The 24,313-nt window shown below is 55.0% G+C and carries 23 protein-coding genes; 17 read left to right on the top strand and 6 right to left on the bottom strand.

The features are described from left to right. Positions 1–21 precede the first annotated feature (21 nt). The 11 genes from nifU (at position 22) to V5T82_RS15690 (ending at position 8,429) form a co-directional block, all read left to right on the top strand. Positions 22–951 (top strand): Fe-S cluster assembly protein NifU, encoded by a 930-nt coding sequence (gene nifU, locus V5T82_RS15740; protein WP_332896622.1) that lies wholly within the window; start codon positions 22–24, stop codon positions 949–951. A gap of 4 nt (positions 952–955) precedes the next feature. Further along, on the top strand, positions 956–2,167 hold the full coding sequence (gene nifS, locus V5T82_RS15735) for a cysteine desulfurase NifS (RefSeq protein ID WP_332896621.1): 1,212 nt from the start codon (positions 956–958) through the stop codon (positions 2,165–2,167). A 162-nt stretch (positions 2,168–2,329) separates the two neighbouring features. Beyond that, positions 2,330–3,490 carry a homocitrate synthase gene (gene nifV, locus V5T82_RS15730; RefSeq protein WP_332896620.1) on the top strand — a complete coding sequence of 387 codons (1,161 nt, stop codon included), beginning with the start codon at positions 2,330–2,332 and terminating at the stop codon, positions 3,488–3,490. Then, positions 3,480–4,271, top strand: coding sequence for a serine O-acetyltransferase (gene cysE / locus V5T82_RS15725; protein ID WP_332896619.1), 792 nt, complete (start codon positions 3,480–3,482; stop codon positions 4,269–4,271). Before nifV ends, cysE begins: the two co-directional genes overlap by 11 nt. A 1-nt stretch (position 4,272) precedes the next feature. Further along, entirely contained in the window at positions 4,273–4,785 is a 513-nt protein-coding gene (locus V5T82_RS15720; protein ID WP_332896618.1) for a hypothetical protein, read from the top strand. A 12-nt stretch (positions 4,786–4,797) separates the two neighbouring features. Next, complete coding sequence (gene nifW, locus V5T82_RS15715; RefSeq protein WP_332896617.1) at positions 4,798–5,130, top strand: nitrogenase-stabilizing/protective protein NifW; 333 nt, start codon at positions 4,798–4,800, stop codon at positions 5,128–5,130. Positions 5,131–5,141: 11 nt separating this feature from the next. Continuing rightward, entirely contained in the window at positions 5,142–5,609 is a 468-nt protein-coding gene (locus tag V5T82_RS15710; RefSeq protein ID WP_332896616.1) for a nitrogen fixation protein NifZ, read from the top strand. Then, positions 5,606–6,472, top strand: coding sequence for a nitrogen fixation protein NifM (nifM, locus tag V5T82_RS15705; RefSeq protein ID WP_332896615.1), 867 nt, complete (start codon positions 5,606–5,608; stop codon positions 6,470–6,472). The genes V5T82_RS15710 and nifM overlap by 4 nt, the downstream gene beginning before the upstream one ends. A gap of 162 nt (positions 6,473–6,634) precedes the next feature. Further along, on the top strand, positions 6,635–7,003 hold the full coding sequence (locus tag V5T82_RS15700) for a 2Fe-2S iron-sulfur cluster-binding protein (RefSeq protein WP_332896614.1): 369 nt from the start codon (positions 6,635–6,637) through the stop codon (positions 7,001–7,003). Between the two features lie 64 nt (positions 7,004–7,067). Beyond that, positions 7,068–7,550, top strand: coding sequence for a transcription elongation factor GreB (gene greB, locus V5T82_RS15695; RefSeq protein ID WP_332896613.1), 483 nt, complete (start codon positions 7,068–7,070; stop codon positions 7,548–7,550). An 84-nt stretch (positions 7,551–7,634) separates the two neighbouring features. Then, positions 7,635–8,429 (top strand): hypothetical protein, encoded by a 795-nt coding sequence (locus V5T82_RS15690; protein WP_332896612.1) that lies wholly within the window; start codon positions 7,635–7,637, stop codon positions 8,427–8,429. Here V5T82_RS15690 and V5T82_RS15685 read toward each other — a convergent pair. Then, a complete protein-coding gene (locus tag V5T82_RS15685; RefSeq protein WP_332896611.1) occupies positions 8,419–9,639 on the bottom strand; it encodes a TIGR03862 family flavoprotein in 1,221 nt (406 codons plus the stop codon). The two genes, V5T82_RS15690 and V5T82_RS15685, sit on opposite strands and share 11 nt — an antisense overlap. Positions 9,640–9,703: 64 nt before the next feature. Here V5T82_RS15685 and V5T82_RS15680 point away from each other — a divergent pair, with 64 nt between their 5' ends. Continuing rightward, positions 9,704–11,800 (top strand): YgiQ family radical SAM protein, encoded by a 2,097-nt coding sequence (locus V5T82_RS15680; RefSeq protein WP_332896610.1) that lies wholly within the window; start codon positions 9,704–9,706, stop codon positions 11,798–11,800. On the opposite strand, the gene V5T82_RS15675 is transcribed toward V5T82_RS15680, so the two are convergent. Both V5T82_RS15675 and V5T82_RS15670 read right to left on the bottom strand, forming a co-directional pair. Next, the gene (locus V5T82_RS15675) at positions 11,797–12,126 is read right to left on the bottom strand and encodes a TfoX/Sxy family protein (RefSeq protein ID WP_332896609.1); all 330 of its coding nucleotides are present in this window, start codon (positions 12,124–12,126) and stop codon (positions 11,797–11,799) included. The genes V5T82_RS15680 and V5T82_RS15675 overlap by 4 nt on opposite strands. A 10-nt stretch (positions 12,127–12,136) precedes the next feature. Beyond that, positions 12,137–12,436 (bottom strand): DUF1330 domain-containing protein, encoded by a 300-nt coding sequence (locus V5T82_RS15670; RefSeq protein WP_332896608.1) that lies wholly within the window; start codon positions 12,434–12,436, stop codon positions 12,137–12,139. Between the two features lie 82 nt (positions 12,437–12,518). Here V5T82_RS15670 and V5T82_RS15665 point away from each other — a divergent pair, with 82 nt between their 5' ends. Continuing rightward, positions 12,519–13,118 (top strand): TetR/AcrR family transcriptional regulator, encoded by a 600-nt coding sequence (locus tag V5T82_RS15665; protein WP_332896607.1) that lies wholly within the window; start codon positions 12,519–12,521, stop codon positions 13,116–13,118. A gap of 11 nt (positions 13,119–13,129) precedes the next feature. On the opposite strand, the gene V5T82_RS15660 is transcribed toward V5T82_RS15665, so the two are convergent. Then, the gene (locus V5T82_RS15660) at positions 13,130–13,561 is read right to left on the bottom strand and encodes a bacteriohemerythrin (protein ID WP_332896606.1); all 432 of its coding nucleotides are present in this window, start codon (positions 13,559–13,561) and stop codon (positions 13,130–13,132) included. 29 nt (positions 13,562–13,590) lie between these two features. Then, positions 13,591–15,714 (bottom strand): putative bifunctional diguanylate cyclase/phosphodiesterase, encoded by a 2,124-nt coding sequence (locus tag V5T82_RS15655; protein WP_332896605.1) that lies wholly within the window; start codon positions 15,712–15,714, stop codon positions 13,591–13,593. Between the two features lie 201 nt (positions 15,715–15,915). Between V5T82_RS15655 and V5T82_RS15650 the strand changes: the two genes are divergently transcribed. After that, the gene (locus tag V5T82_RS15650) at positions 15,916–16,440 is read left to right on the top strand and encodes a hypothetical protein (RefSeq protein WP_332896604.1); all 525 of its coding nucleotides are present in this window, start codon (positions 15,916–15,918) and stop codon (positions 16,438–16,440) included. 29 nt (positions 16,441–16,469) lie between these two features. Here V5T82_RS15650 and ggt read toward each other — a convergent pair whose 3' ends face one another. Beyond that, positions 16,470–18,185 carry a gamma-glutamyltransferase gene (gene ggt, locus V5T82_RS15645; protein ID WP_332896603.1) on the bottom strand — a complete coding sequence of 572 codons (1,716 nt, stop codon included), beginning with the start codon at positions 18,183–18,185 and terminating at the stop codon, positions 16,470–16,472. A 188-nt stretch (positions 18,186–18,373) separates the two neighbouring features. On the opposite strand from ggt, the gene V5T82_RS15640 reads away from it, so the two are divergent. The 3 genes from V5T82_RS15640 to V5T82_RS15630 are packed head-to-tail and all read left to right on the top strand — an operon-like array spanning position 18,374 to position 24,074. After that, positions 18,374–19,297 carry an MBL fold metallo-hydrolase gene (locus V5T82_RS15640; protein ID WP_332896602.1) on the top strand — a complete coding sequence of 308 codons (924 nt, stop codon included), beginning with the start codon at positions 18,374–18,376 and terminating at the stop codon, positions 19,295–19,297. Between the two features lie 40 nt (positions 19,298–19,337). After that, the gene (gene arsJ / locus V5T82_RS15635) at positions 19,338–20,558 is read left to right on the top strand and encodes an organoarsenical effux MFS transporter ArsJ (protein WP_332896601.1); all 1,221 of its coding nucleotides are present in this window, start codon (positions 19,338–19,340) and stop codon (positions 20,556–20,558) included. A 48-nt stretch (positions 20,559–20,606) separates the two neighbouring features. Continuing rightward, positions 20,607–24,074: a hybrid sensor histidine kinase/response regulator gene (locus tag V5T82_RS15630; RefSeq protein WP_332896600.1), complete on the top strand. Its 3,468-nt coding sequence runs from the start codon at positions 20,607–20,609 to the stop codon at positions 24,072–24,074. Positions 24,075–24,313: the final 239 nt, after the last annotated feature.

Raw genomic sequence — 24,313 nt, 5'->3', positions numbered from 1 at the left:
AAGAAAAGTGAGTATGGTCCAATGTGGGATTATTCCGATACCGTCAAAGAACACTTTTTCAACCCCCGCAACGCTGGCGAAGTTGGTGAAGCCAACGCCACCGGTGATGTTGGTTCCATTTCCTGCGGCGATGCGCTTCGTTTGCAGTTGAAAGTGAACCCCGAAACGGAAATCATCGAAGATGCGGGTTTTCAAACGTTTGGCTGTGGCTCTGCAATCGCATCGAGTTCGGCTCTCACCGAAATTATTAAGGGCAAATCCTTAGACGAAGCTTTGAAGGTGTCGAACAACGACATTGCCGATTATCTGGAAGGTCTGCCGCCGGAAAAAATGCACTGCTCCGTCATGGGACGCGAAGCTTTGCAAGCGGCTGTTGCCGATTACCGTGGTGAAGAATGGAAAGACGATCACGAAGAAGGCGAGCTGATCTGTAAGTGTTTCGCCATCGACGCCGTCATGATCGAAGACACCGTGCGGGCCAACAACCTGACTTCTGTTGAAGATGTCACCAACTACACCAAAGCCGGTGGCGGGTGTTCGTCTTGCCACGAAGGCATTGAAGAAATCTTGACCAAAGTTTTGGCGGAACAAGGCATTGAGTTCGACCCCGAAGCCGCGCCGAAACCGCAAACCGCACCGTTGGAAGAGCCAACGGCCGATACGCCGCCTGCCGCCCCGTCCGGTATGAGCGAGTTCCAACGGGTCAAAAAAATTGAAGCCGTCATCGAAAAAGTACGCCCCATGCTGCAAGCCGATAAAGGTGACATTGAACTGATTGACATCCAAGGGAACCGCGTCATGGTTCACTTGGTCGGAGCATGCTCCGGCTGTCAAATGGCAGGCATGACCTTGGGCGGCGTGCAGCAACAATTGATGGAAGAGTTGGGTGAGTTTATCCAGCTGATCCCGGTTGAGAAAAAACAAAAACCCGTTCAAGTGGCGGGGGCTTAAGGATATGACCGACGGCATTTATCTCGACAACAACGCCACCACGCAGGTGGACCCGGAAATCGTCGAATCCATGTTGCCGTACTTTACGGAGCAATTCGGCAACCCGTCCTCCATGCACCAATTCGGCAACAAGGTCGGCCACGCCATCAAAAAAGCGCGCGGTCAAATCCAGGATTTGCTGGGTGCGGAATACGACAGTGAAATCGTGTTCACGTCGTGTGGTACGGAATCGGACTCGACCGCCATTTTATCGGCGCTGAAAGCTTATCCCAAACGTCGTGAAATCATCACCACTGTGATCGAACACCCGGCGGTGTTGGAGCTGTGCAAGCATTTGGAAAAAGAAGGCTACACAGTTCACTATTTGGAAGTGGACAGCAAGGGCCGTTTGGATCTGGAAAAATACAAAAGCTTGCTTACACCCAACGTTGCCATTGTATCTGTGATGTGGGCCAACAACGAAACAGGCTCTTACTTCCCTGTTATCGAAATGGCTGAAATGGCTCATGCGGCGGGCGTGATGTTTCACACCGACGCGGTGCAAGCCGTCGGCAAAATTCCGATGGATTTGAAAAATACCAAGATCAATATGCTGTCGCTCTCGGGCCACAAACTGCATGCCCCCAAAGGCATCGGTGTGTTGTATCTCAAACGCGGGACGCGCTATCGGCCATTATTGCGCGGTGGTCACCAAGAACGCGGACGCCGTGCCGGCACGGAAAACGCAGCGTCCATCGTCGGCCTGGGTTTGGCGTGCGAGTTTGCACAAAAGCACATGGCCTTCGAAAATTCCGAAGTCATGGCTATGCGCGACCGTTTGCAAGACGCGCTTTTGGAAGCCATCCCCAACTGTTTTGTGACGGGCGATCCGGAAAACCGCTTGCCCAACACCTTGAACATCGCGTTCGAATTCATCGAAGGTGAAGCGATTTTGATGTTGCTGAACAAAGACGGGATCGCTGCCTCTTCCGGTTCGGCCTGTACGTCTGGATCGTTGGAGCCGTCGCACGTGATGCGCGCCATGGACATTCCGTTCACGGCTGCCCACGGTACAGTGCGTTTCTCCCTGTCGCGCTACAACACACCCCAAGAGATCGAGAAGGTCATTGATGTCGTGCCAGGCATCGTGGCCAAACTCCGCAAGCTCTCCCCGTATTGGGGGGAGAACGGGCCAGTGGCAAACCCCGATCAGGCGTTTGCTCCGGCCTATTCTTAAGCGCAACTTTGCTGTTGCCTCCTAGCACTTGGCGGTGGGGACTTGTCCCCACCGTCTTTTTTTGTCGGATATGCGACAAAGCGCAACAGGCTAAGTGATTGATATTTAATCATTAAAAGTTGGCACAGGGGTTGCTTAGTCTTAAGGGCTAGGAGAACCAAAATGACCAACGAGATCAAAAACAAGACCGTAGTCATCGACGACACCACATTACGCGACGGAGAACAGTCCGCCGGTGTCGCCTTTTCATTGGCCGAAAAACTGGCCATTGCACAAGAATTCGACCGCTTGGGTGTGCCCGAGCTGGAAGTCGGCATCCCCGCCATGGGCGCGGAAGAACGCGAAGCCATTCGCGCCATTGCCGATTTGAAGCTCAACACCGATTTGGTGGTGTGGTGCCGCATGTGTGACGCCGATTTGGGCCTGTGCGCCGAAACCGGGGCCGACATCGTGGACTTGTCCATGCCGGTGTCCGATCAACATCTATTCCACAAACTGGGCCGTGACCGGGACTGGGCCTTGGCCGAGATCGAACGCATGGTGTCCAAGGCTTTGGACCAAGGCTTTGACGTGTGCGTCGGCGGTGAAGATTCCTCGCGCGCCGATCCCGATTTCCTCGACCAAGTTCTGGACGTCGCCGCCAAAGCCGGAGCGCGTCGTTTCCGCTTTGCCGACACCGTCGGTGTGTTGGACCCGTTCGCCATCCGCGCGAGCTTTGAGCGCATGCGCAAAAACTCAGACTTGGAACTGGAAGTCCACGCCCACGACGATTTGGGCCTCGCCACGGCCAACACCTTGGCCGCCATTTTGGGCGGCGCGACCCACGCCAACACGACCGTCCACGGTTTGGGCGAACGCGCGGGCAATGCGCCCTTCGAAGAAGTTGTGATGGGCCTCAAACACCTGCACGGTATCGACACGGGCATTGACCTGCGTCAAATGGGGGCGTTGTCCCAGCTGGTTGCCAATGCATCGGGGCGTCCCATTCCGTGGCAAAAAAGTTTGGTGGGTGACGGCGTGTTCACCCATGAAGCGGGCATCCACGTGGACGGCTTGCTGAAAAACCCGCTGAATTACCAAGGTGTCGATCCGGCTGAATTGGGCCGCGAACACCGCATTGTGCTGGGCAAACACTCAGGCTCGCGCGGGGTGTTGCTGGCTTATCAAAACTTAGGTCTGCCCATCAACCAAGATCAGGCGGAACTGATTTTGCAGCGTGTGCGCGCACTTTCGACCGAAGCTAAACGCGCCCCTGACGATCAAGATCTTTTGCGCTTTTATCATGAACTCTCACACGCGGGGGGACATGGTTATGCCGCATGACGTTGTTCCAGCTCCCGCCAAAAAACTTGGCCTGTTTGGGATGATCCGCGAAGACATCAACTGTGTGTTTGATCGTGACCCGGCAGCGCGCACGAAGTTCGAAGTGCTGACCACGTACCCCGGTGTTCACGCCGTTATCAACCACCGCATTGCGCACAAACTTTGGACCAAGGGTTTTCGCTACGCCGCGCGCCTTTGGGCCTTTTTCAGCCGCATGTTTTCCGGCATCGAAATCCATCCGGGTGCCACCATCGGCCATCGCTTCTTTATCGATCATGGCACAGGCGTCGTCATCGGCGAAACGGCAGAGATTGGCGATGACGTCACACTGTATCACGGGGTCACCCTGGGCGGCACGTCGTGGAGCCGCGGCAAACGTCACCCGTCGTTGGAAGACGGCGTTGTGGTTGGCGGTGGTGCGATGATCTTGGGCCCCATAACTGTTGGCAAAAATGCAAAGGTTGGCGCGAACTCGGTGGTCATCGCCGACGTTCCCGAAAACCGCACCGTGGTCGGCATTCCCGGCCGCGTGGTGCATACGTCCGAAGCGGCACATCTGAACCCGGCGGGCATCGACTTGAACCACCACCTGATCCCCGATCCGGTGGCAGACGCTATGAGCTGTGTTTTGGAACGCATTGCGGTTTTGGAAGACCGCCTCGGCGTGTCGGACGGCAATTGCATCGAATGTGAAGGCGAGGCGGTGTGTGAAAACGTCTCCCCCGACGCGCGCAAACGTGGTCGTGTGCATATTCCCTTACCCCGCGCAGCAGGAGAGTGAAATGGATCTTTTGGCTTTCGAACCCAGTGAAATGTATTACGCGCAGCCCTTGGATCCGCGCGCAGAAGAGCTGATCGAAAAAGCGAGCGACCATTACGGTGAGCCTGAAGCCGAAAGCCACCTGCAATCGGCGTTGGAGATTGAGCCCGATCACTTAGAAGTGTTCGTGGCGCTTTACCGCTACTATTTCTACAGCCACCGTTACCCCGAAGCGCTGAGCATCGCCGTCGATGTGTTGCGCAAAGTGACGGAGCGCTTGAACTTTCCCAAAAATTGGCAAGACGTCACCTTACTCGACGTGCAGACGCATATGGAAAGCACACCCGAGCTGGTGCGCTTTTATCTGCACACCCTCAAAGGTGCGGGATACTTGCTGTTGAGATTAAACGAACCTGAGCGCGGGCTGGAACGGCTCGACAAAGTGGCTCAGCTTGACCCCAAAGATCGCATCGGTGCAAAGGCCTTGGCGGACGTCGCCCGCGAAGCCTTGCTCAATGACGCGGCAAAACACTAGGAGAAAACTGAAATGTTCGACTTTGACGCAGACTTGGAAGACGATCTGTCCGAATTGGAAGGGGCAGAGGACTTCTTGAACTACTTCGAAATTGAGTTCGATCAAACCAAAGTGCACGCGTATCGCTTGCACATCTTGCAGCGCTATCACGACCTGCTGGGCGAAGTCACCGATCCGCCCGCCGATGAAGCCGCGCGCCGGGGCGTGTATGCCGAATTGTTGCAAAAGGCCTATCAGGCGTTTGTGGACTCAGACCCCAAAACCGAAAAGGTTTTACAGGTCTACAAAGCCGCAGATCAAGAGGCCGAGCCCGCGTTTGTGGCCTTGGATGACTTGGTCAAGTAAGGAGCTCAACCATGATTGCCGAATATGAAATTGGGGATGAAGTCCGGGTCACGCGCAACGTGCGCAATGACGGAACCTTTCCGGGGTTGGAGCGGGGCGATCTGATTATGCGCCGTGGCACCTGCGGCACCATTGTCGACCGTGGCACGTTCTTGCAAGACCAGATCGTTTACACCGTGCACTTCGTCGGCGATGATCGTGTTGTGGGGTGTCGTGAAGAAGAGCTGATCCCCATCGATGCGCCGTGGAATCCGTCAAAGTTTGAATTCCGCGATAAGGTCGTGGCGCTCAAAACCTTTGCCGTGAACGGTGAGGTCATTGCCGAAGCGGGTGCGCCGGGCGAAATCTTGAAAGTGTTGCGCGAAACCGAAGGCGAAATGCAATATCACGTGCGTTTCCCTGGACACACCTTGCAGATTCTCGAAAGCCGTTTAGATTGGGCCGACCCTGAACAGGCTCAACTGGAGCAATCGGCATGAAATTGCCTGCACGAAATGGTTCGGACGAAAAAGGTCTGGACGCCTATTATGTTTTAAAAGCAGCGGTGGACACCTTCGGCCAACAGCCTGAAAAACTGGATGCTGAACAACTGAAAAAGGCCACCAAGCGCGGCGAAGACATTCGCGACTTGGAAGACATGGTGTTGAACAGTCCCAACGCCGCGCGCGTGTCCGTACCGGATGCTGAGGTCGACAACGCCGTTGCACAAATTCAAGACCGCTATGAAAACGAGCAAGAGTTCGAACGCGCCCTGATGGAAAGTGGCGTGCGTGTGGCGGATTTACGCCGCGCGCTTTGGCGTGAATTGGCGTTTGATGCGGTGATGAATATGGTCGGTGATCAGGCGTCCCGCGTCACCGCTGAAGAGGTCGAGACGTTCTACACCGAAAACCCTGACCAGTTTGACCGTCCTGAACTGCGCACCGCGCGTCATATCCTCATCACCATCAACGATGATTATGAGGAAAACAAACAGACCGAGGCCCTGCGCCGCATTGCGCCCATTGCGGACCATCTGCAAGACAATCCCGGCGACTTTGCCGATCAAGCCGTACAGCATTCCGAATGTCCGACGGCGGTCGAAGGCGGTCTGTTGGGCCGCGTGCCGCCTGGAAAGCTCTACCCGGAGTTGGATCGGGTGCTGTTCAAAATGGAGGTCGGTGAGATCGCCGGTCCTATAGAGTCTGAGACCGGGTATCACATCTTGATGTGTGAGAAAATCGAGCCGGGTGAGAAGGTCGAATTCTCTGCCGTACGCGATAAGTTGGAAGACTTCTTGAACGAACAGCAGCGCAAAGCTTACCAAAAAGGCTGGATCGCAAAGTTGAGCGGCAGGGCGTAAGCACTCTTTGTTCGATTTCAAACATTGTCATTCAATAACCTGACATTGAGTCAGGTTATTTGCGGCTCGTCTGTTTTAACATATTGAAAAATAACATTTTTCATTTTGGCACGCAGGTTGCGTAGGGGGGGTGTTGTTAACAACTCAATAAGGGGAAACCTTATGGCGAATGTTTATTTCAGCTCTCCCATTATGCGTAAAAACAAAAAGGTGGAGGCCGTCGCCGGCTCTCGCGACACCCTTTTGAAAGTTGCGCAAAACAATGACGTGAAAATCCCTCACGAATGTGAAAACGGCGAATGTGGCTCTTGCCTCTGCGAAGTTACGCATTTGGACGGGGACCGCGTCAAAGGCATGATGCTCACGGACAAAGAACGCTTCGTTCTGCAATCCGTTGGTAAACTGTCTGCAAAAGACGGCGAACGTGCCGAAGTGAACGATCTTCCCCCGAAATATCGCTTGGCTTGCCAATGCGTTGTCACCGATGAAGACCTTTTGGTCGAATTCACCGGTGAACCGGGTGGGGCTTAATTAACAACTCCCGCAGGGGTGGTTCGGTCTGGAACTCTTGGCCCAGACTGGTTAAAACCAATCTATGACAAGTGCGTCCACCGATTGCATCACCCCTGCGGGTTTCGCCGCCTTAACTGATGAGCTTCACCAGCTTTGGGACATTGAACGCCCCGAAGTGGTGCGCACGGTGTCATGGGCGGCTGGCAACGGCGATCGGTCCGAGAACGGCGATTACATCTACGGCAAAAAGCGTCTGCGCCAAATTGATGGCCGTGTGCGGTTTTTGCGCAAGCGCCTGGATGCGGTCATGGTTGTCGACCCCGCGTCCCAAACCGAACGCGACCGGGTCTTGTTCGGTGCCACCGTCAAGTTCGAACGCGAAGACGGAAAAGTGCAAACCGTCACCATTGTCGGCAAAGACGAAACCGATCCCGCCAACGGCCACATCAGCATGGACAGCCCCATCGCGCGCGCCGTGCTGAAAAAACGCGTCGGCGACTTGGCCCCGGTCATGACCCCGGGCGGCGAGGATGAGCTGGAAATCCTCGCGATTTCCTACCCCTGAACGAACGTCTCCTCAAAAGAACGTGAATTGACCGGTTTGAACTCCCATATGCAAATGAGGAGAACGGCACAAACGGTCTGAGACGTGAAACACACCTTCAACCTCATCGATCCCGAAGCCGCCGCTGAGGTGGCCGACAAAGTGACCCAGGACATTCACGAGCCTGCGGCGAAGACGTTCTTTTCCAAAAATGTGGCCAAGTGGTTGAGAAAACGCGAAGACTGCCTCAAGGAGAGCTGGCCTTTGCCGGGCGATCCGGCTTGGGTGGAACAGGCCTATGTGCACGGCCAGCCGTTGCATCGTTTCCACTTGTCCGATGACGCCGCCCAGTCTTTGGAGCGTTTGCATGTCTGGGTGTGCTACTGCGTCGGTGAGTTTTCCAAACCCGGAAACTTAGGAGCGGAGGCCAAGCGCTCCGTCCAAGGCCTGCCCGCCATGAGCGTGCATGATGCGCTGACCAAGGCTGAACGCTGGCATCGCTTAGAGCTGATGCGCCTCAACGATGCGCCAAAGCGTGGCCCCAATGGCTATGAGACCCAGCCGCTGTGCAGCGTCGAGCTGCCCAACGGTTTTGTTTGGGAAAAGCTTCCGGCGTCCAACATTGCTTTTGTGGGTTACGATTTGCGCAACTGTTTGCGAAATGGTGCATATGCCAAGGAGGTTGCATTGCGCATTGTCGCCCTTTGGGCTTTGCGCCATCCCGATACCGGGCGGTTTGTTGCTGTGTTGACCACACGCGGGCGGTCTCATGAAGTTTTGGGGGTTCGCGGGTTTAAAAACGGACGTCCCTTGGCGTACTTGGGCCAAATTCGGGCGTTGCTGGATAAGCTGGAATGCCCCAGCCGGAGCTGTCACGATTTAAAAGCGCTCAACCTTTAAGACGGCGCAGCACCGCATCACCCACACAGCGTCCCGTCGCCAAGCATGCGCTGAGCAGGTAGCCTCCTGTCGGTGCTTCCCAGTCCATCATTTCACCGGCGCAAAAGACTCCGGGCTTATGGATCAGTTCGAAGTCTGCGCTCATGGCGTCAAAGCGCACACCGCCAGCTGTGCTGATGGCCTCTTCGATGGGGCGCGGTCGGGTGAGGGTGAGGGGCACGGCTTTGATGGAAAGCGCCAAACGCGTGGGGTCTTGAAACGTGTCTTTGTCTAAGCACTCGCGCAGCAATGCAGCTTTCGCGCCGTCTAACTTTGTTGTGCGTTTGAGGTGCGTGGACATGGATTTTTTGCCGCGCGGTTTGTTGAGGGCATCGATGATTTGATCGACGGTTCTGTCCGGCAGCACATCAATCAGAAGTGTGGCACTGCCATCACGTTCAATGGCATCGCGCAAGGTGGCGGAGAGGGGGTAGACCGGGCCGCTCTCAATTCCTGTGTCGGTGACAGTGACATCCCCGTTTGCACTTTGCCCATTGAAGCTGAGGCGCACGGACTTGAGTGGCGCGCCGGAGAATTTCTCCCGCATATGATCGCTCCAGGCCACATCGAAACCGCAGTTGGCGGGGCGCAGTGGGGCAATCTCAGTCCCTGTGTTTTGAAGCGGTGTTACCCAAGAGGCATCCGAGCCTAAGCTTGGCCAGCTTGCGCCACCAAGGGCCAAGATGATGGCTTTGGCCGTGACCTGTGCGGGACCTTGGGGAGTCTCAAAGCAAAGCGCATCGCCGTCCCAGCCCGACCACTTATGGCGAACATGAACGGTGAGACCGTTTTTGCGCAAGCGGCGCAACCACGCGCGCAGCAGGGGGGCTGCTTTGAAGTCTTTAGGAAACACACGACCCGATGTGCCGACGAAGGTCTCGACGCCCAAATCATGCGCCCAGTTTTGAATGTCTTGCGCGTTGAAAGCTTGAAGAGACGCTTGTAGCGCACCACGTGATGCGGCGAAGCGGTTCAAGAATTTCTCCACCTCTTCCCCGTGGGTCAAGTTGAGCCCGCTTTTGCCGGCCATCAAGAACTTGCGGCCCAAGGACGGCTGCGCGTCGAACAGGTGCACGTTCAAGCCTTGGCCGCAGAGGACCTCAGCCGCCATCAGGCCAGCGGGGCCGCCGCCGATAATCACGACGTCAATGTGGGTTGAGAGATGTTCCATAGGCCAGAGGTGTAACACGCAATTGAATGGACGCAAACGATCTGGCGCAGTAAAAGAGAGCCCAATGGTCAAGCAACGTGCAAAAAAATCCAAAGATGGACTGTTTTCCCACCGCCCCTATTGGGCGGCTCGGTTCGGCACGGCTCCGTTCCTGCCCATGAGCAGGGACGAAATGGACCTTTTGGGGTGGGATTCGTGCGACATCATCATCGTCACCGGGGACGCCTACGTCGATCACCCCAGCTTTGGCATGGCGATTATCGGAAGGCTCCTCGAAGCTCAGGGCTTTCGTGTCGGCATCATCGCTCAGCCCGACTGGTCCAGCGCAGACGCATTCAAAGCCTTAGGTCCGCCCAACCTGTTTTGGGGCGTGACGGCGGGCAATATGGACAGCATGGTCAACCGCTACACGGCGGATAAAAAAATCCGTCATAACGATAGCTACACCCCCGACGATGAAGGCGGCAAGCGGCCGGACCGCTCTGTCGTTGTTTATGCCCAGCGGTGCCGCGAAGCGTTTAAAGAGGTGCCGGTGATCATCGGTGGCATTGAAGCCTCTCTGCGCCGTATTGCGCACTATGACTACTGGTCCGATAAGGTGCGTCGTTCGGTTCTCCCCGACAGCAAGGCGGATCTTTTGCTTTATGGCAATGCCGAGCGCGCCATCATCGATATCGCGCACCGCATCGCCCAGGGCGAAAACCCCAAAGACATGCACGATGTGCGTGGCACCGCCTATATGACCAACGGTGCGCCCGACGACTACACCGAAATCGATATGTCGGATCTGGACCTGGAACACCCGGAACGCAACGCGGACAAAGACAAGACCGTGGTGCGGCTGCCGAGCTATGAGGCCGTCAGCGCTGATCCGGTTTTGTATGGTCAGGCCTCGCGGGTCCTGCACCAAGAAAGCAACGCGTCAAACGCGCGCGCTTTGATCCAACGCCATGGCAATCGCGATGTGTGGTTGACGCCTCCGCCTGTACCCTTGAGCACGCCGGAAATGGACGGTGTTTACGACCTGCCCTATGCCCGCGCGCCGCATCCGGCCTATGGCGGGGCGCGCATTCCGGCGTGGGAGATGATTAAGTTTTCCGTCAACATCATGCGCGGCTGCTTTGGGGGGTGTTCGTTCTGCTCCATCACCGAGCACGAAGGGCGTGTGATCCAAAACCGGTCTCAAGCTTCCGTCTTGAAAGAAATCGAAGATATTCGTGACAAAGTGGACGGCTTCACCGGACAGATTTCGGACTTGGGCGGGCCAACGGCGAACATGTATCGCTTGGCCTGCAAAGACGACAAGATCCAAGCCGTGTGCCGCCGCTTGTCGTGTGTCTATCCCGATATCTGCGTAAACCTGGGCACCGATCACGGCCCGTTGATTGAGCTGTATCGCAAAGCCCGCGCCATTGAGGGCGTGAAGAAAATTTCCATCGGATCGGGCCTGCGTTATGACTTGGCGGTGAAAAGCCCGACCTATGTCAAAGAGCTGGTGACCCATCACGTCGGCGGGTACCTCAAGATCGCGCCGGAACACACAGAAAGCGGTCCGCTTTCGAAAATGATGAAGCCCGGCATCGGCACCTATGACCGCTTCAAACAAATGTTCGATCAAGCCGCCAAGCGTGCAGGCAAAGAGTTCTACCTGATCCCATACTTCATTGCAGCCCATCCGGGCACCACCGATGAAGACATGATGAACTTGGCGATTTGGCTGAAGAAAAACAATCTGCGCGCGGACCAAGTGCAAACGTTCCTGCCATCGCCCATGAGCTTGTCGTCGGCCATGTACTATTCCGAACGCAACCCGATTAAGGCCATTCACCGAAATTCCGGTGAAGAGGTTCGCACGGCTAAAAAATTGAGAGAACGCCGTCTGCACAAAGCCTTCCTGCGCTACCACGACGCCAACAACTGGCCTTTGATCCGGGATGCCTTAAAACGCTTAGGTCGCGAAGACCTGATCGGCCCCAGCAAAAAGCACTTGGTGCCCGCTTGGCAACCCAAAGGCACGGGGCACGGAGCACAAGGCTCTCGGTCCGGGAGCAAGAGCGGCGATCAAACGTTTGTTACCCAGCAAGCTGGCGAGGGGCGCAGAACGTATCGCGGCGGTCCTAAAAAGAAAGGCAAGCCGTCTAAGCCCAAACGCAGACGCTAGGACTTCGAGCGCAAGGCTGCATCGCTGGCCTTGTTTGCCCATTCAATTAAGGCGTCCTGATCTTCCAAAAGTTCCGGAGGGGCTTCATAGAAGTTGAGCTTGCGGCTGTTGTCTTTGCCATATGTGTATTGCGGCATGCCCTTTGCGATAAACTCGTCTACGGTTTGGTCATCAACTTTTAGCCACAAACATCCGTGTTTGATTTTGGCGAACGCCGCCCCGCTTTTTAGGACGGCGGTTCCTCCGAACATATTTTTGGTCTCAAACTCGCCCATGGGGCTGAGCTGATCCAAAATATAGGTTTTGAACTCCGTTTGCGCACTCATGGATCGGCTCCTACATCTCTTGGCTCAGTTGGATGTTCATATCCACAAAGCCTTTGTCGCGGACAGGAACCAAGGCGGCGTATTCGTCAGATGCAAACATGTCTGATATGGCGCTGGCAGAGGAAAAATCCATCACCAAAACCATGGCTGCGGTTTTTCCGTGGATGCCTTGTGAAGCCTTCAAGCGCTTGATCAGTTGGCCGCCAGCCCCTTGAAGCAAAGGCATGACACCCCGGAGGTATTCCTGAACCGTAGCCATTTCATCCGGATCTGGCGTGGCGGTCACCACCAAAGTCGTTTTGTTGTCCATTGTTGATATCCTCCATTTTTACTATATCTGAACGAACATTTAGATATATTATGAGGAAGAAAAACAGATTTGGGAACCCCCAATGGGACGGAAGAAAAAATACGATCGAGATCAATTGGTTGCGCAGGCGTTGGAGCTCTTTCGTGACCACGGCTTTGCGGGCACATCAGCGGAAATGTTGGTTGAGGCTCTGGGCGTGAATCGCTACAGCCTGTATGCCGAGTTCGGTTCTAAGCAGGAATTGTTCGATATCGTGTTGCAGCGCTATGACGATCAAGTTGTCGATCGCAACTTCGGCCCGCTGGAAAAACCGGGCGCGGGAATCGACGAAATCAAAACTTTGTTGGCGTTTTTTGGATCCGCCGAAGACAGCCCGGCGCTGGGGCGGGGCTGTTTACTGTGCAATACGGCGGTGGAGTTTGGGCCTGAAGACCCTAGCGGGGCTGGGTTTGTGCAGCGTTATTTTACGCGTTTGTCGAATGCATTTCGCTGTGCGCTCGACCATGCACAAAAATTAGGTGAATTGAACAAAGGAGTCATCCCACGCCAAGAAGCCGATTTTCTGACCGCCTCTGTGCTGGGGCTATTCGTGATGTTGCGCGCCAAAGCGCCCAGCACGGTCATTCGTGCTGCAGCGTTAGCCGCCACACAGCATCTTGAAGGGTTGTTAAACCGCAATTGAAGTCGCTGGGATTATCCCCGCTTTTCACAAATAAATGCGCCGAGTTTTTTGTCGGTGTTTAAGATGTGATTGATCAGCCAGTCGTTCAAAAAGGCCAATAAATCTTCCGCCGCAATGGGTGTGTTGGATTTGAGCCCATCGCGCACCGCGACGACTTTGGCGGAAAAGGCACGGTGCTGTTTGAGGTGAGAACTTGCGTCCTCTTCAGAACCGCCGGCGTAGCCGAATTCTTGCATAAGCTCTTCTTCGGTATCGAAGTGGTAAAGGGCATAACTGAGTAGGTTTTGTGTGATCTCTTGTAAGTTTTCGATGCTGCTGTCTTCGGCCAGTTTTTCCGAGGCTTCGTTGAGCGTATGCACCAAAATCATATGCTGCTCATCGATTTCAGGGACGCCAGTTGCATAATTTTCATTCCAAACCAACGGTGCTGTTACTTCAGCCATGTTCCACTCTCCTTAATTTGGTCGTTTTTTTATGTGTCATTGATCATTACCCTCAAGCTGCCGAGTGCGGATATCAGTTTTTCGTTCTCTAAGACGAATTCGTTCAGTGTTGCTGTGACCTCTTCCGTATCCTGGCCTTTCAAATCGACGAGCTTTTCAAAAAGATAACAGAGTTTGCGGTTGAGAATATCGATTTCATGGAATTCCGAATGTTGTGCCATGTCCCGCGTGCCTTCATCGTTGTACCATTTGGTGACACGGGTGTTTTCATAGCCAAAGTCGGCGACATCAATGTCATGTTGTTCTTGATTTTGCAGGTAATTGAGCGCGCGCGTATACCAATGGCGCTGGGTGGCCTCCAGGATCAAAATGTCGAAGGCTTGGCGTGAGGGATAACGGTCTTTCGCGGCGTTCCACAGCGGATTTTCTTCAAACGCATTGACCCACTTCGTAAATGCATCTGCGTTCATGGGCCGTGCGATGGCGAAGCCCTGCATAACGGTGCAGCCCAGTGATAAGAGCTTGAGAATTTGGTCGATGCTTTCCACACCCTCGGCGATGACGTCGCTGTGAAAGGCTTCCGAAAGACCCTGGACGCCTTTCACGATGGCGAGATCGCCCGGGTCAATGAGCATATCGCGCACGAAGCTTTTGTCGATTTTCAACGTGTCCACAGCCAAATGCTTTAAGTGGGTGAGGGATGAATATCCCGTGCCAAAATCGTCGAGAGCAAACCCGATGCCGGACGTTTTGAAGTGGTTGATGGTTTCGCCGACGAACTTCAGGTCTTCTAACGCTGCGGTTTCCAGAAGCTCGAATTCGATGTGTTTCAACAGCTTTGGCGGCAGGTCGCGGGTCTCTTGTTCGATGTAGCGTGTAAACTCACCACGCAACAGGTGACGGGCGGAAATGTTGATGGCTATGGACAGCTGGAAGCCGGCCTCATGCCATGCTTTGAGTTGGGTGATGGCGGTATCAATCACCCACTTGCCCATGTCGATAACCAAGTCGTCGTTTTCAATAAGCGGCAAAAACTCGCTGGGCGGGCGCATGCCCAAAATAGGGTGTTTCCAGCGGATCAAGGCTTCCGCGCCCAAGACCTTGCCGCGGGCGCAATCCACTTGGGGCTGGAAGTGCAGTTCGAATTGGCCTTTGTCCAGGCCCTTGGCGATTTGCTTTTTGGCACTGAGGTTGGCTTTGTGGCGCGATTCCAAGGTCGGGTCGAACAGGTGGTAATTGTTTTTACCGCTATCTTTCGCCTTGTACATGGCTTGGTCAGCGTGGCGCATCAGCTGGTCGTTGACCGCTGCGTCGTGGGGATAGAGCGTCACACCGATGCTGGCCGTGACGCTGGCTTGGTTCCCGTCAATGGCGACGGGTGTGGCTATGGATTGCAATATCCGGCGAAAAACCACGTCGATTTCAGCTTCGTGTTTGAACCCTCCCATGATCAACACGAACTCATCGCCACCTAAGCGAAGTGCCGTATCATCTTTGCGCAGTTGATGTTCCAAGCGCCGGGCCGTTTCTTTGAGCAACTGATCGCCCGCGCCGTGACCGAGGGTGTCGTTTACGGGCTTGAATCCATCTAAGTCCAATAGGCATATAGCCAAGGTTTCCTTGCTCCGGTCCGCACGGGCTTTGGCGCGGTCCAAACGGTCAGACAATAGGGAGCGGTTGGGAAGGCCGGTCAGCGCATCAAACGCGGCGTGGCTTTCCAAATCCCGGCTCTGTTCCACCAATGCCGTCACATCGTGGGTGGTGCTGACGACCGCGCAGTCGCAGTGGTCGCCTTTGTCAGCTTTGAAAGCGGAAATCTCCAACCACTTAGGCGTATCGGTTCCAATACTGACAATGGAATGGGACTTAATCTGTCCGCCGTTCAAGACGATGGAAATCGGAAAGTCCTGGCTGAGGAGCTTGTCCCCATTTTCATCCAAACACTGATTGATGATGGCTGAAAACGGCAGATCGATTTGGGATGTGATGTTGGGAAAATACTTATCCGATGCCCTGTTGGCATAGATCAAGTTTCCATGCTTATCCCAAGTTTGTACACCTTCATCCGTGACAGAGAGCAAATGAAGCTCCTCGGAATTGAGATCGGTTGTGTGAATGCCTTTAAGTGGTCCAGAAATGTCAGTTTTGCCCATGCACTACAATACCGTCGGCGCGCAAGCGCCGTCAGAATCCCCCTTTAGTTTTATTAATAATACATCTTAAGTGCGGCTTTGATCAATACCCGAACTTAGTATGGGGGTTAATCTTGTATGTCTGTGGCATATCCATTGCATTCAATCCGCAGTCGTTCAACACGCCATGATCAGGGTCCTTGGTGAAATATGGAGATGCACATGGACATGGATGGAATTTCACACAACTCAACAGGACCTGCAGCCGCCGTGGTGCAGTCGCGAAAAGTTGCTGTTGTTGAGGTTAAAACCCAAACCACTGAAACCGAAATCATCGAAGAGGATAAACGCCTTATCGATGAAATTCGCGAGAAGGGGTTTTCGAAGTTTCTCGAAGAGCTTGAAGAAAAGAAAAAGGAGGAACTGCGCGAAAAAATCCTGCGTTCAATGGGGCTTAGCGAAGAAGATCTGGAAAATATGCCTGCCGAACAGCGCGCTCAGATCGAAGACATGATCACGCGCAAAATGGTCGAGCGCATGGCGACGAACAGTCACATGAACGGCTCCACTACGGCCATTATGTTCCAGCAAACCGAAATGAGCGTGCAGTATTCCGAGATCGATGTCAGCGCCAACATCGCGTCGAATATGGGGCTTGGGCCTCTGCTGGCGTTACAAGAATCGGAAGCTGTCGAAGCCCAAACGGCACAAGGCAAAGAGCGCAAAGAGGAGCTTTTGACCGGGTAAGTTTTGCCGTTTAAACGCCTGAACGGGTCTTACTTGCCCAGCACGACGCCCTCGCGACGGGGGTCGGCGCCACCGACCCATACACCGTTTTGTTTGACGATGGCGTGTATGCCGCTGTTCAAATCACGCACTTTCACCTTATGGCCGAACGTTTCTAGCTGTTGGGCAAGCGCTTCGGACCCGGTTTCCACGTCAAGTGTGCCAAACCGTTTGACGGCGTGAGGTACAGATATGGCGTCTTGCACATCCAGGCCCCAGCCGAGCACGCCGATGACGGTCCCGGCCACATAACCAATGATGCGCGAACCGCCGGGCGAGCCGACAATCATTTTCAACTGGCCATCCGGGTCGTACACGATGGTCGGCGACATGGACGAGCGTGGCCGTTTACCGGGCTCTAACCGGTTGGCGACTTTGTAGCCGTCTTTTTCGGGCAAGAACGAAAAATCCGTGAGTTCGTTGTTGAGCAAAAAACCACGCACCATGATGCGCGATCCGAACCCATTTTCAATGGTGGTGGTCAGCGACACAGCGTTGCCCGCACCATCCACGATGGAGATGTGCGATGTGGAGGGAAGCTCAATGGATTGAACGGGGCTGCGGGCTTCGGCTTTGGTCCAGGGCGGGATGCCGGGTTCAGCCGCGTCCATGGCGCGGGCGGGATCAATGAGGGCCGCGCGTGCTTTGAGATAAGTTGGGTCCAGCAAGCCTTCGGGCATGGTCACAAAATCGCTGTCGGCAATATAGAGCCCCCGGTCTGCGAAGGCTAAACGACTGGCTTCGGCAATAATGTGCAGGGCCAGGGGCGAGCGTGCGGGCAGGTCGAACTGATCCACCAGACCTAAAATTTGGCCCACCGTCAGCGCCCCCGAAGACGGCGGCCCCATGCCGCACACTTTGTGGTTTTGGTAGTGCGCGCAAACGGCAGATCGTTCGACGATTTGATATTGGGCGAGATCGTCCAGGCTCAACAGACCCGGATTGGAGGCCGTGCGCACAGCGTGCACGATATCTTCGGCAATGGCGCCTGTGTAAAACGCTTCCGCGCCGGATGCAGAGATGCGTTTGAGAGTGTCGGCGTAGGCCGCGTTCTTCAAAAGTGTACCGGCACTGAGCGGTGCGCCGTTTTCATCAAAAAAGCAAGCCCGCGTTCCCGGCTGAGACGCCAAACGTTTTTGGTCCTTGGCAATCAGTTTCGCTAATCGTGGGGAAACTTTGAAGCCGGTCTCCGCCAAGTCGATGGCGGGTTGCAGCACGCGCGCCCAGCTCAGTTTGCCGTATTTCTGGTGGGCCTCATACATCAGTTTCGCTGTGCCGGGCGTACCCACCGAACGTCCGCCGACAACCGCGTCGTAAAATTTCATGCGGCTGCCGTCCGGCTTTAAAAAGAGATCCGGTGTCGCCGCCAACGGCGCGGTCTCGCGCCCGTCCAGTGTCGTCGGCTGTTCAGTCTGTGCGTCGTGGTAGACCAAAAAGGCCCCGCCGCCCAAGCCGCTGCTTTGCGGTTCGACAAGCCCCAGCACCATCTGGGTCGCCACCATGGCATCCACCGCCGAGCCGCCGTCTTGCAAAACGTCAAATCCGGCTTGTGCCGCCAATGGATTGGCGGCGGAGATCATGAAGTTTGGTGCGCTCACACTGGAGCGGTCGGTACGCCCCGTGGCGGCTTCGGGCGTGCGGTCTTGCGCCAATGCGGATGTGCCGATGCTGACACTAACAACAAGGGCAAAAATCAATCGATACATGCAAACTCCAATCCTATGCGAGGGCGTTTCAGACGGCCATAATATAACGAAATGTGAACACCTCTCTAGGGATGCTAGGGATATCCCGAATTTCTTTGTTTGGCGTGTCGGCGTATCTATGAGCTAGGGATTGCAGTTCAATGCAAAATAATATAACTATAAAACTAGTTTTATTGAGGGAGTGAGTGATGAGCAAAGCGCTGTTGGGTGCATTTGGTGTGTGTGTTGGACTAATGAGTACGGTCGTTCAGGCGGCGGAGCTCAAAGTTATGAACGTGGTCGACAACGTCTACGCCATCGTTGGGCCGCACGAACAGCGCAACCCCACGAACTTCGCCAACAACGCCACCTTTGGCGTGGTGGTGACGGACGAGGGTGTGTTGCTGGTCGACCCGGGCGGAAGCTACAAAGGGGCTGAGCAAGTTCACGCGGCAATTAAGACCATCACCGACAAGCCCGTGAAGATCGTCATCAATTCCGGCGGGCAAGATCATCGCTGGCTTGGCAATGGCTACTTCAAAGCCTTAGGCGCGCGCATCATTGCATCCAGTGAAGGTGTTGAGGATCACAAAGCCCGCACGAACGACCATTTTTTCCGGCTCACCAACTTTATGGGCAAAGATGCCTTGGCTGGCACCGAAGCGGTTTATGCCGATGAGACCTTCGATGAAGCGCTGGATTTAAGTTTTGGCGGCGAAAGCTTTGAAATCCGTCACGTTGGCCCCGCTCATACCTTAGGCGACAGTTTTATCTGGATGCCTGAAAAGCGCGTGATGTTCACGGGCGATATTGTGTATGTGGGGCGCATGCTGGGCATCGGTCCGGCCCGGGCTTCCGACAGTTGGGTTGAAGTTTTCCAAGCCATGGCGGCTTACAATCCAAAATATATCGTCCCCGGCCATGGTGCTGTCACGGACTTAAAACGGGCCACTGCGGAAACTTATGACTACCTGATGTATCTGCGCACCAAAATTGGGGAGATCATCGACAGCGGTGGCGTGGTCGAACAAGCCATCGCCATCGATCAATCCCAATTTGAATACTTGGTTGTGTCCGAACAAATCGCCAAACGCAACGCCCAAAACGTGTTCATGCAAATGGAATTCGAATAGGCGTCACACAACCGTCACCTCAATGAGATAGAAGCCGCCCATGAGTAAGGACATCAAAAACTACGCATGCGTCACGGCGGCCTATTGGGGGTTTACCCTAACCGACGGTGCACTACGCATGTTGGTGCTGTTGCACTTTTACATGCTGGGCTACAGCGCGTTTGAAATTGCGCTGTTGTTTTTGCTCTACGAATTCTTCGGCATCGTCACCAACTTGATCGGCGGCTGGATCGCGTCGCGTTTGGGGTTGAAGTCCACGCTGTTTGCCGGGCTGGCGCTGCAGATCGTGGCGCTCAGCGGCTTGTCCATGTTTGACCAGACTTGGCCTGTTGTCCTGGGCGTGGCTTTTGTGATGGGTATGCAAGCCCTGTCCGGCATCGCCAAAGACTTGACCAAGATGAGCTCCAAAAGTGCTGTGAAGCTTTTGGTGCCCGAGGGCGAGCAAGGGGCGTTGTTTAAGTGGGTCGCGGTTCTGACCGGGTCGAAAAATGCGCTCAAAGGGGCGGGCTTTTTTATGGGTGGCGTTCTGTTGGAAACGTTGGGGTTCCACGGCGCCCTGCAGACCATGGCCGCCGGACTGGTGGTTGTTTTGACCGCGTCTGTTGTGCTGCTGCCGGGCGAAATTGGACAAGCGAAGGTGAAGGTCAAGTTTACCCAGATTTTGTCCAAAAGCCGCGATATGAACTATCTGTCCGCCGCGCGCCTGTTCTTGTTTGGCTCTCGCGATATCTGGTTCGTGGTGGGCTTGCCCTTGTTTTTGGCAACCGCTTTGGGCTGGGGGCACACTGAGGTCGGCGGGTACATGGCGACGTGGGTGATTGCTTACGGTTTTGTGCAGGCCTTGGCCCCCAAAGTCTTGAGAAAATCCGAACATGCCCCCGACGGTGCGTTGAGTCAACGCTGGATCTTCGCGCTGATCGTGGTCACCGTCACCATTGCCGCGCTGGTGTGGGCGGACGTCTATCCGGCCATGGCGGTGCTGTTCGGTTTGGTGGTGTTTGGCTTTGTGTTTGCTGTGAACTCGGCGGTGCACTCCTACTTGGTCTTGGCGTATACCGAAGCTGATCACGTGGCGCTCAATGTCGGGTTTTATTACATGGCGAACGCCGGCGGGCGCCTGGTCGGCACGCTTTTGTCTGGTCTGGCCTATCAGTGGGGCGGATTGGTGATGTGCTTGGGCGTGTCTGCGGTGTTCTTGCTGCTGGCATGGCTACTGAGCTTCGAATTGCCCCGCACTTCTGCTGAAGTCGTCACCAAATAATTCTCTCTCAAAGCCACATGACAAGCGTGGTCATATAGTGTTACAAAAATGACCATGGTATGGGGAAATCTCGGGTTTAAAGGCAAGGCGTCCGCCGTCATCCTTGCCGGTATCATCCTCAGTTTTGCGTTGGTTTGGTACGGCACCAACGCGGTTAATTTGGTGAACGAGACCGAGCGCATTTGGTCCGATTATAACCGCACGGCTACGGCCACCTCGCAATTGATGAACCGCATCCACAAAAATTTGGGATATGGCGGTTTTATTCACAATTTCAAAAACTACGTCTTGCGCCAAGATGAAAACTATTTGACGCGTATGGAGGTTGATCGCGCGGATTTTGTTGCTGCCGTCGCTGATTATCGTGCCTTGAGCATTTCCAAGTCTGAACGCGAAGCCCTGTCACGTCTTCTGGCTGTTATTGATGAATATGTGCGCAACGTGGCTTTGGCGCGCAAAAGTTTTGCTGACGGCTTAGGTAGCGTCGGCGTTGACAACGTTGTCAAAGTTGACGACACCCCCGCATTGATTGCCCTTGAAGCTTTGTCCGATGCCGCGCTAGAGCGTAGCCGGCGGAGCGAGGAAGAAACCCAGCGCTGGCTGGACGATACGGTCTTGTATTTGACCTGGGGCGTTGCAATCATCCCCCTGGTCCTTTTTTCCGCCGCTGTTATGGTTCGCTTTTTGTGGCAGGCCTGGAAAGCCAACGAAGTCGCTCAGGCGGCACGCCGGGAAGTCGAAGAGCTGTTGCGCACAGCCCCGGACGCGATGCTGACGGTCGATGAACAAGGCCAGATCGTCCGTGCCAACCATCAAGCCGAAGCGATGTTTGGGTATGCGGAAGAAGAGCTCTGCTCCATGTGGGTGGAAAACCTGGTGCCGGCGACAGCACGTTCAGGTCACGTGGAACAACGCCTTGACTACTTCAAAAGTCCACACCCGCGTCCCATGGGGCGGGATATGCAATTGCGCGCCGTGGCGCGCGATGGGCGGGAAATCCCTGTTGAGATTTCGTTGTCCACCTTGACACAAGACGGTCAGACGTTCGCCACCGCAACGGTGCGCGACATTTCCGACCGGATTGAGGCTGAGCGCATCGTGCGCGAAAACGAAGAACGATTGTCGTTGTCCGAAGCCATTGCCAACGTCGGCACATGGGATTGGGACCTCAAATCGTCCGAAATGGTTTGGTCTAAGCAACTCTACACCATCGTAGGCGCTCAACCGGGCAAATTGGAACCGTCCCTTGACGCATTGAAGGCATGCTGTCATCCCGAGGATCGCGCATCGCTGGACGAAGCCATATCGGGTGCGTTGGAGCGTGCACAGCCGTTGGATCTCGAACATCGCGTCTTGCTGGGGGATGGCACGGAAAAATCCGTTCATCAGCGTGGCCAGATTTATCGCAATGAACACGGCATTCCTGTGCGCATGATTGGCATGGTCTTGGACATCACCGAACGCAGGGCCATCATCGATGCCTTGGAATGGGCGAAAGCCGAAGCGGATCGCGCCAACCAATCAAAAAGCGAATTCCTGGCCAACATGTCCCACGAAATTCGCACGCCCATGAACGCGATTTTGGGCATGGGCTATTTGGCGCTGAAGACCAAGCTCAATCGCCAGCAAAGCGATTATTTGAACAAGATGCTGGCCTCGGCGCGATCGCTTTTGCGCATCATCAACGACATTTTGGACTTTTCTAAAATCGAAGCGGGCAAGCTGGACTTGGAAGCAACGGACTTTTCTTTGCCTCAAGTTTTGGAAAACGTCGCCAACGTCGTGGGGGCATCCGTTGAAGACAAAAAACTGGAAATTCTGTTCTCCACCGATGCAGATGTGCCGTGTTGGTTGGTGGGTGATCCTTTGCGTTTGGAACAAATCCTCATCAACTTGGCGTCCAATGCCATCAAGTTTACGGAAACCGGAGAGGTGGTACTGACAGTAAGCTTGGTTCATGCGGATGAAGATGGCGCGTTGCAACTGAAGTTCTCTGTCCGCGACACGGGTGTTGGTATGAGCCAGGAGCAAGTCTCTGCCCTGTTTGACGCTTTCGCCCAGGCTGACACCTCCACCACGCGCCGCTTCGGCGGTACTGGGCTGGGGCTCACCATCTCGCGCCGCTTGGTCAATCTGATGGGCGGCGACCTTGGATGTGAAAGTGTGGAGGGGGAAGGCTCGACCTTCTCCTTCATGGCGCACTTTCAAAGCCAAGGCCGGAGCGGTCCCAAACTTGCGCTGCCCAAGAACTTGCTAGGGGCTCCGGCCTTGATCGTGGACGACAACCCAACGGCACGAGAAATCCTGACTGAAGTTATGAGCTCCTTTGGCTTTAATGTGGTTGCGGTGGGCTCCGGCCCAGCGGCGTTGGCGGAGCTGAAACGCGCTGCTGAAGAAGACCAGCGGTTCTATGACATCGTTCTGATGGACTGGGTCATGGACGAGATGGACGGGTTGGAAACGACAGAACAGATTCGCGCCGACCTGACCTTGCCCCGCGCGCCCACGGTCATCATGGTAACGGCCTATGGTCGGGACTTGGTGGTGGATCATGTGCAAGAAGCAGGGCTGGATGGTTATTTGCTCAAACCCGTGACGCCGACCGTGTTGTTTGAAACCATCATGGAGGTGTTCGGTGTTGATCAGTTGTCGGACAACCGGGTGGACGCCTCCAACACTCTGCAAGCCGCGTCCAAGGCTTTGCTGGGTGCTGAGGTGTTGGTGGTGGAAGACAACCTCATCAACCAACAAGTCGCCCAGGAAATTTTGCAAGACGCAGGCGCGCGCGTGGACATCGTCGAAGACGGCGATCAGGCGTATCGCAAAATTTGTGTTGAAAAAGTGTACTACGATGTCGTGCTGATGGATTTGCACATGCCCGTGATGGATGGGTATGTTTCGACCAGTTTGATCCGTGAAAACTATGGCTCCGACGACTTGCCGATCATCGCCATGACCGCTAATGCCATGCGTGGGGAGAAGGATAAGTGCCTGGACGCTGGCATGAACGATTTCATCCCCAAGCCCATCGACGTGGACCATTTCTACGCCACGCTGCTGAAGTGGATACCGGCTTATCGTTTGCGCCAAGGTCAGGCGGTCAAACGTTTAGATAGCCGCCTTCAGCCGGAGCAAGGCCAGGGCGGCTTGTCGGCTCACCAAGGCGTGTCGTTGCCCGGCACCTTAGATGGTTTCGACCTGACCGATGGCCTAGACCGTATGCTGGGGCGTCCGGAATTATATCTGAAATTCCTTTTCAAACTGGCGGACGACCACGGTGAAGACGCCGTGCTTTTGCGCGAAGCTTTGGCCCAAGGCGAACGCGATACCGCACACCGTTTGGCGCACACCGTCAAAGGTGTTTCGGGGAATCTGTCGGCGAAAGACCTCTATCAAGTCGCGACGGCGTTAAGTTCGGCCTTGAAGGGTGGGGGTGGAAATATCCCAAAACTTGTTGATTCTTTTGAAAAAGAGCTCGACCGGGCTGTTTGCGCCGTTCGGGGAATACAAAGTTAACCATTTCGTGGGATTTTGTATCTTCGTTTTGCGGGCAATGTGTTAAACTGATTCCACCTCTCATCAGGAGAATCCTGGTGGAACATTTGACGCATAGAATATGACGGAGGGTGGCGCTTTGGATGGCGCAGTAAACAACTGGGGTCAAACACAAAAGCCAGACAGTGTGCAGACGCTGGAGGTGCCAGCAGGGGCTCAGGCCTTGCAGGTGCCCGGTGGCGATGGCTTTTTGCGCGCCG

The organism is Magnetovibrio sp. PR-2 (genome assembly GCF_036689815.1).
Lineage (GTDB): Bacteria > Pseudomonadota > Alphaproteobacteria > Rhodospirillales > Magnetovibrionaceae > Magnetovibrio.
Note: the sequence above shows the minus strand (reverse complement) of the source record. Positions and strands in the feature narration are given on the sequence as shown.

What these genes read in the sequence shown, in the direction of transcription:
- nifU (WP_332896622.1), top strand. Translation starts at nt 22, where the DNA reads ATGTGGGATTATTCCGATACCGTCAAAGAACACTTTTTCAACCCCCGC.
- nifS (WP_332896621.1), top strand. Translation starts at nt 956, where the DNA reads ATGACCGACGGCATTTATCTCGACAACAACGCCACCACGCAGGTGGAC.
- nifV (WP_332896620.1), top strand. Translation starts at nt 2,330, where the DNA reads ATGACCAACGAGATCAAAAACAAGACCGTAGTCATCGACGACACCACA.
- cysE (WP_332896619.1), top strand. Translation starts at nt 3,480, where the DNA reads ATGCCGCATGACGTTGTTCCAGCTCCCGCCAAAAAACTTGGCCTGTTT.
- V5T82_RS15720 (WP_332896618.1), top strand. Translation starts at nt 4,273, where the DNA reads ATGGATCTTTTGGCTTTCGAACCCAGTGAAATGTATTACGCGCAGCCC.
- nifW (WP_332896617.1), top strand. Translation starts at nt 4,798, where the DNA reads ATGTTCGACTTTGACGCAGACTTGGAAGACGATCTGTCCGAATTGGAA.
- V5T82_RS15710 (WP_332896616.1), top strand. Translation starts at nt 5,142, where the DNA reads ATGATTGCCGAATATGAAATTGGGGATGAAGTCCGGGTCACGCGCAAC.
- nifM (WP_332896615.1), top strand. Translation starts at nt 5,606, where the DNA reads ATGAAATTGCCTGCACGAAATGGTTCGGACGAAAAAGGTCTGGACGCC.
- V5T82_RS15700 (WP_332896614.1), top strand. Translation starts at nt 6,635, where the DNA reads ATGGCGAATGTTTATTTCAGCTCTCCCATTATGCGTAAAAACAAAAAG.
- greB (WP_332896613.1), top strand. Translation starts at nt 7,068, where the DNA reads ATGACAAGTGCGTCCACCGATTGCATCACCCCTGCGGGTTTCGCCGCC.
- V5T82_RS15685 (WP_332896611.1), bottom strand. Translation starts at nt 9,639, where the DNA reads ATGGAACATCTCTCAACCCACATTGACGTCGTGATTATCGGCGGCGGC.
- V5T82_RS15680 (WP_332896610.1), top strand. Translation starts at nt 9,704, where the DNA reads ATGGTCAAGCAACGTGCAAAAAAATCCAAAGATGGACTGTTTTCCCAC.
- V5T82_RS15675 (WP_332896609.1), bottom strand. Translation starts at nt 12,126, where the DNA reads ATGAGTGCGCAAACGGAGTTCAAAACCTATATTTTGGATCAGCTCAGC.
- V5T82_RS15670 (WP_332896608.1), bottom strand. Translation starts at nt 12,436, where the DNA reads ATGGACAACAAAACGACTTTGGTGGTGACCGCCACGCCAGATCCGGAT.
- V5T82_RS15665 (WP_332896607.1), top strand. Translation starts at nt 12,519, where the DNA reads ATGGGACGGAAGAAAAAATACGATCGAGATCAATTGGTTGCGCAGGCG.
- V5T82_RS15660 (WP_332896606.1), bottom strand. Translation starts at nt 13,561, where the DNA reads ATGGCTGAAGTAACAGCACCGTTGGTTTGGAATGAAAATTATGCAACT.
- V5T82_RS15655 (WP_332896605.1), bottom strand. Translation starts at nt 15,714, where the DNA reads ATGGGCAAAACTGACATTTCTGGACCACTTAAAGGCATTCACACAACC.
- V5T82_RS15650 (WP_332896604.1), top strand. Translation starts at nt 15,916, where the DNA reads ATGGACATGGATGGAATTTCACACAACTCAACAGGACCTGCAGCCGCC.
- ggt (WP_332896603.1), bottom strand. Translation starts at nt 18,185, where the DNA reads ATGTATCGATTGATTTTTGCCCTTGTTGTTAGTGTCAGCATCGGCACA.
- V5T82_RS15640 (WP_332896602.1), top strand. Translation starts at nt 18,374, where the DNA reads ATGAGCAAAGCGCTGTTGGGTGCATTTGGTGTGTGTGTTGGACTAATG.
- arsJ (WP_332896601.1), top strand. Translation starts at nt 19,338, where the DNA reads ATGAGTAAGGACATCAAAAACTACGCATGCGTCACGGCGGCCTATTGG.
- V5T82_RS15630 (WP_332896600.1), top strand. Translation starts at nt 20,607, where the DNA reads ATGACCATGGTATGGGGAAATCTCGGGTTTAAAGGCAAGGCGTCCGCC.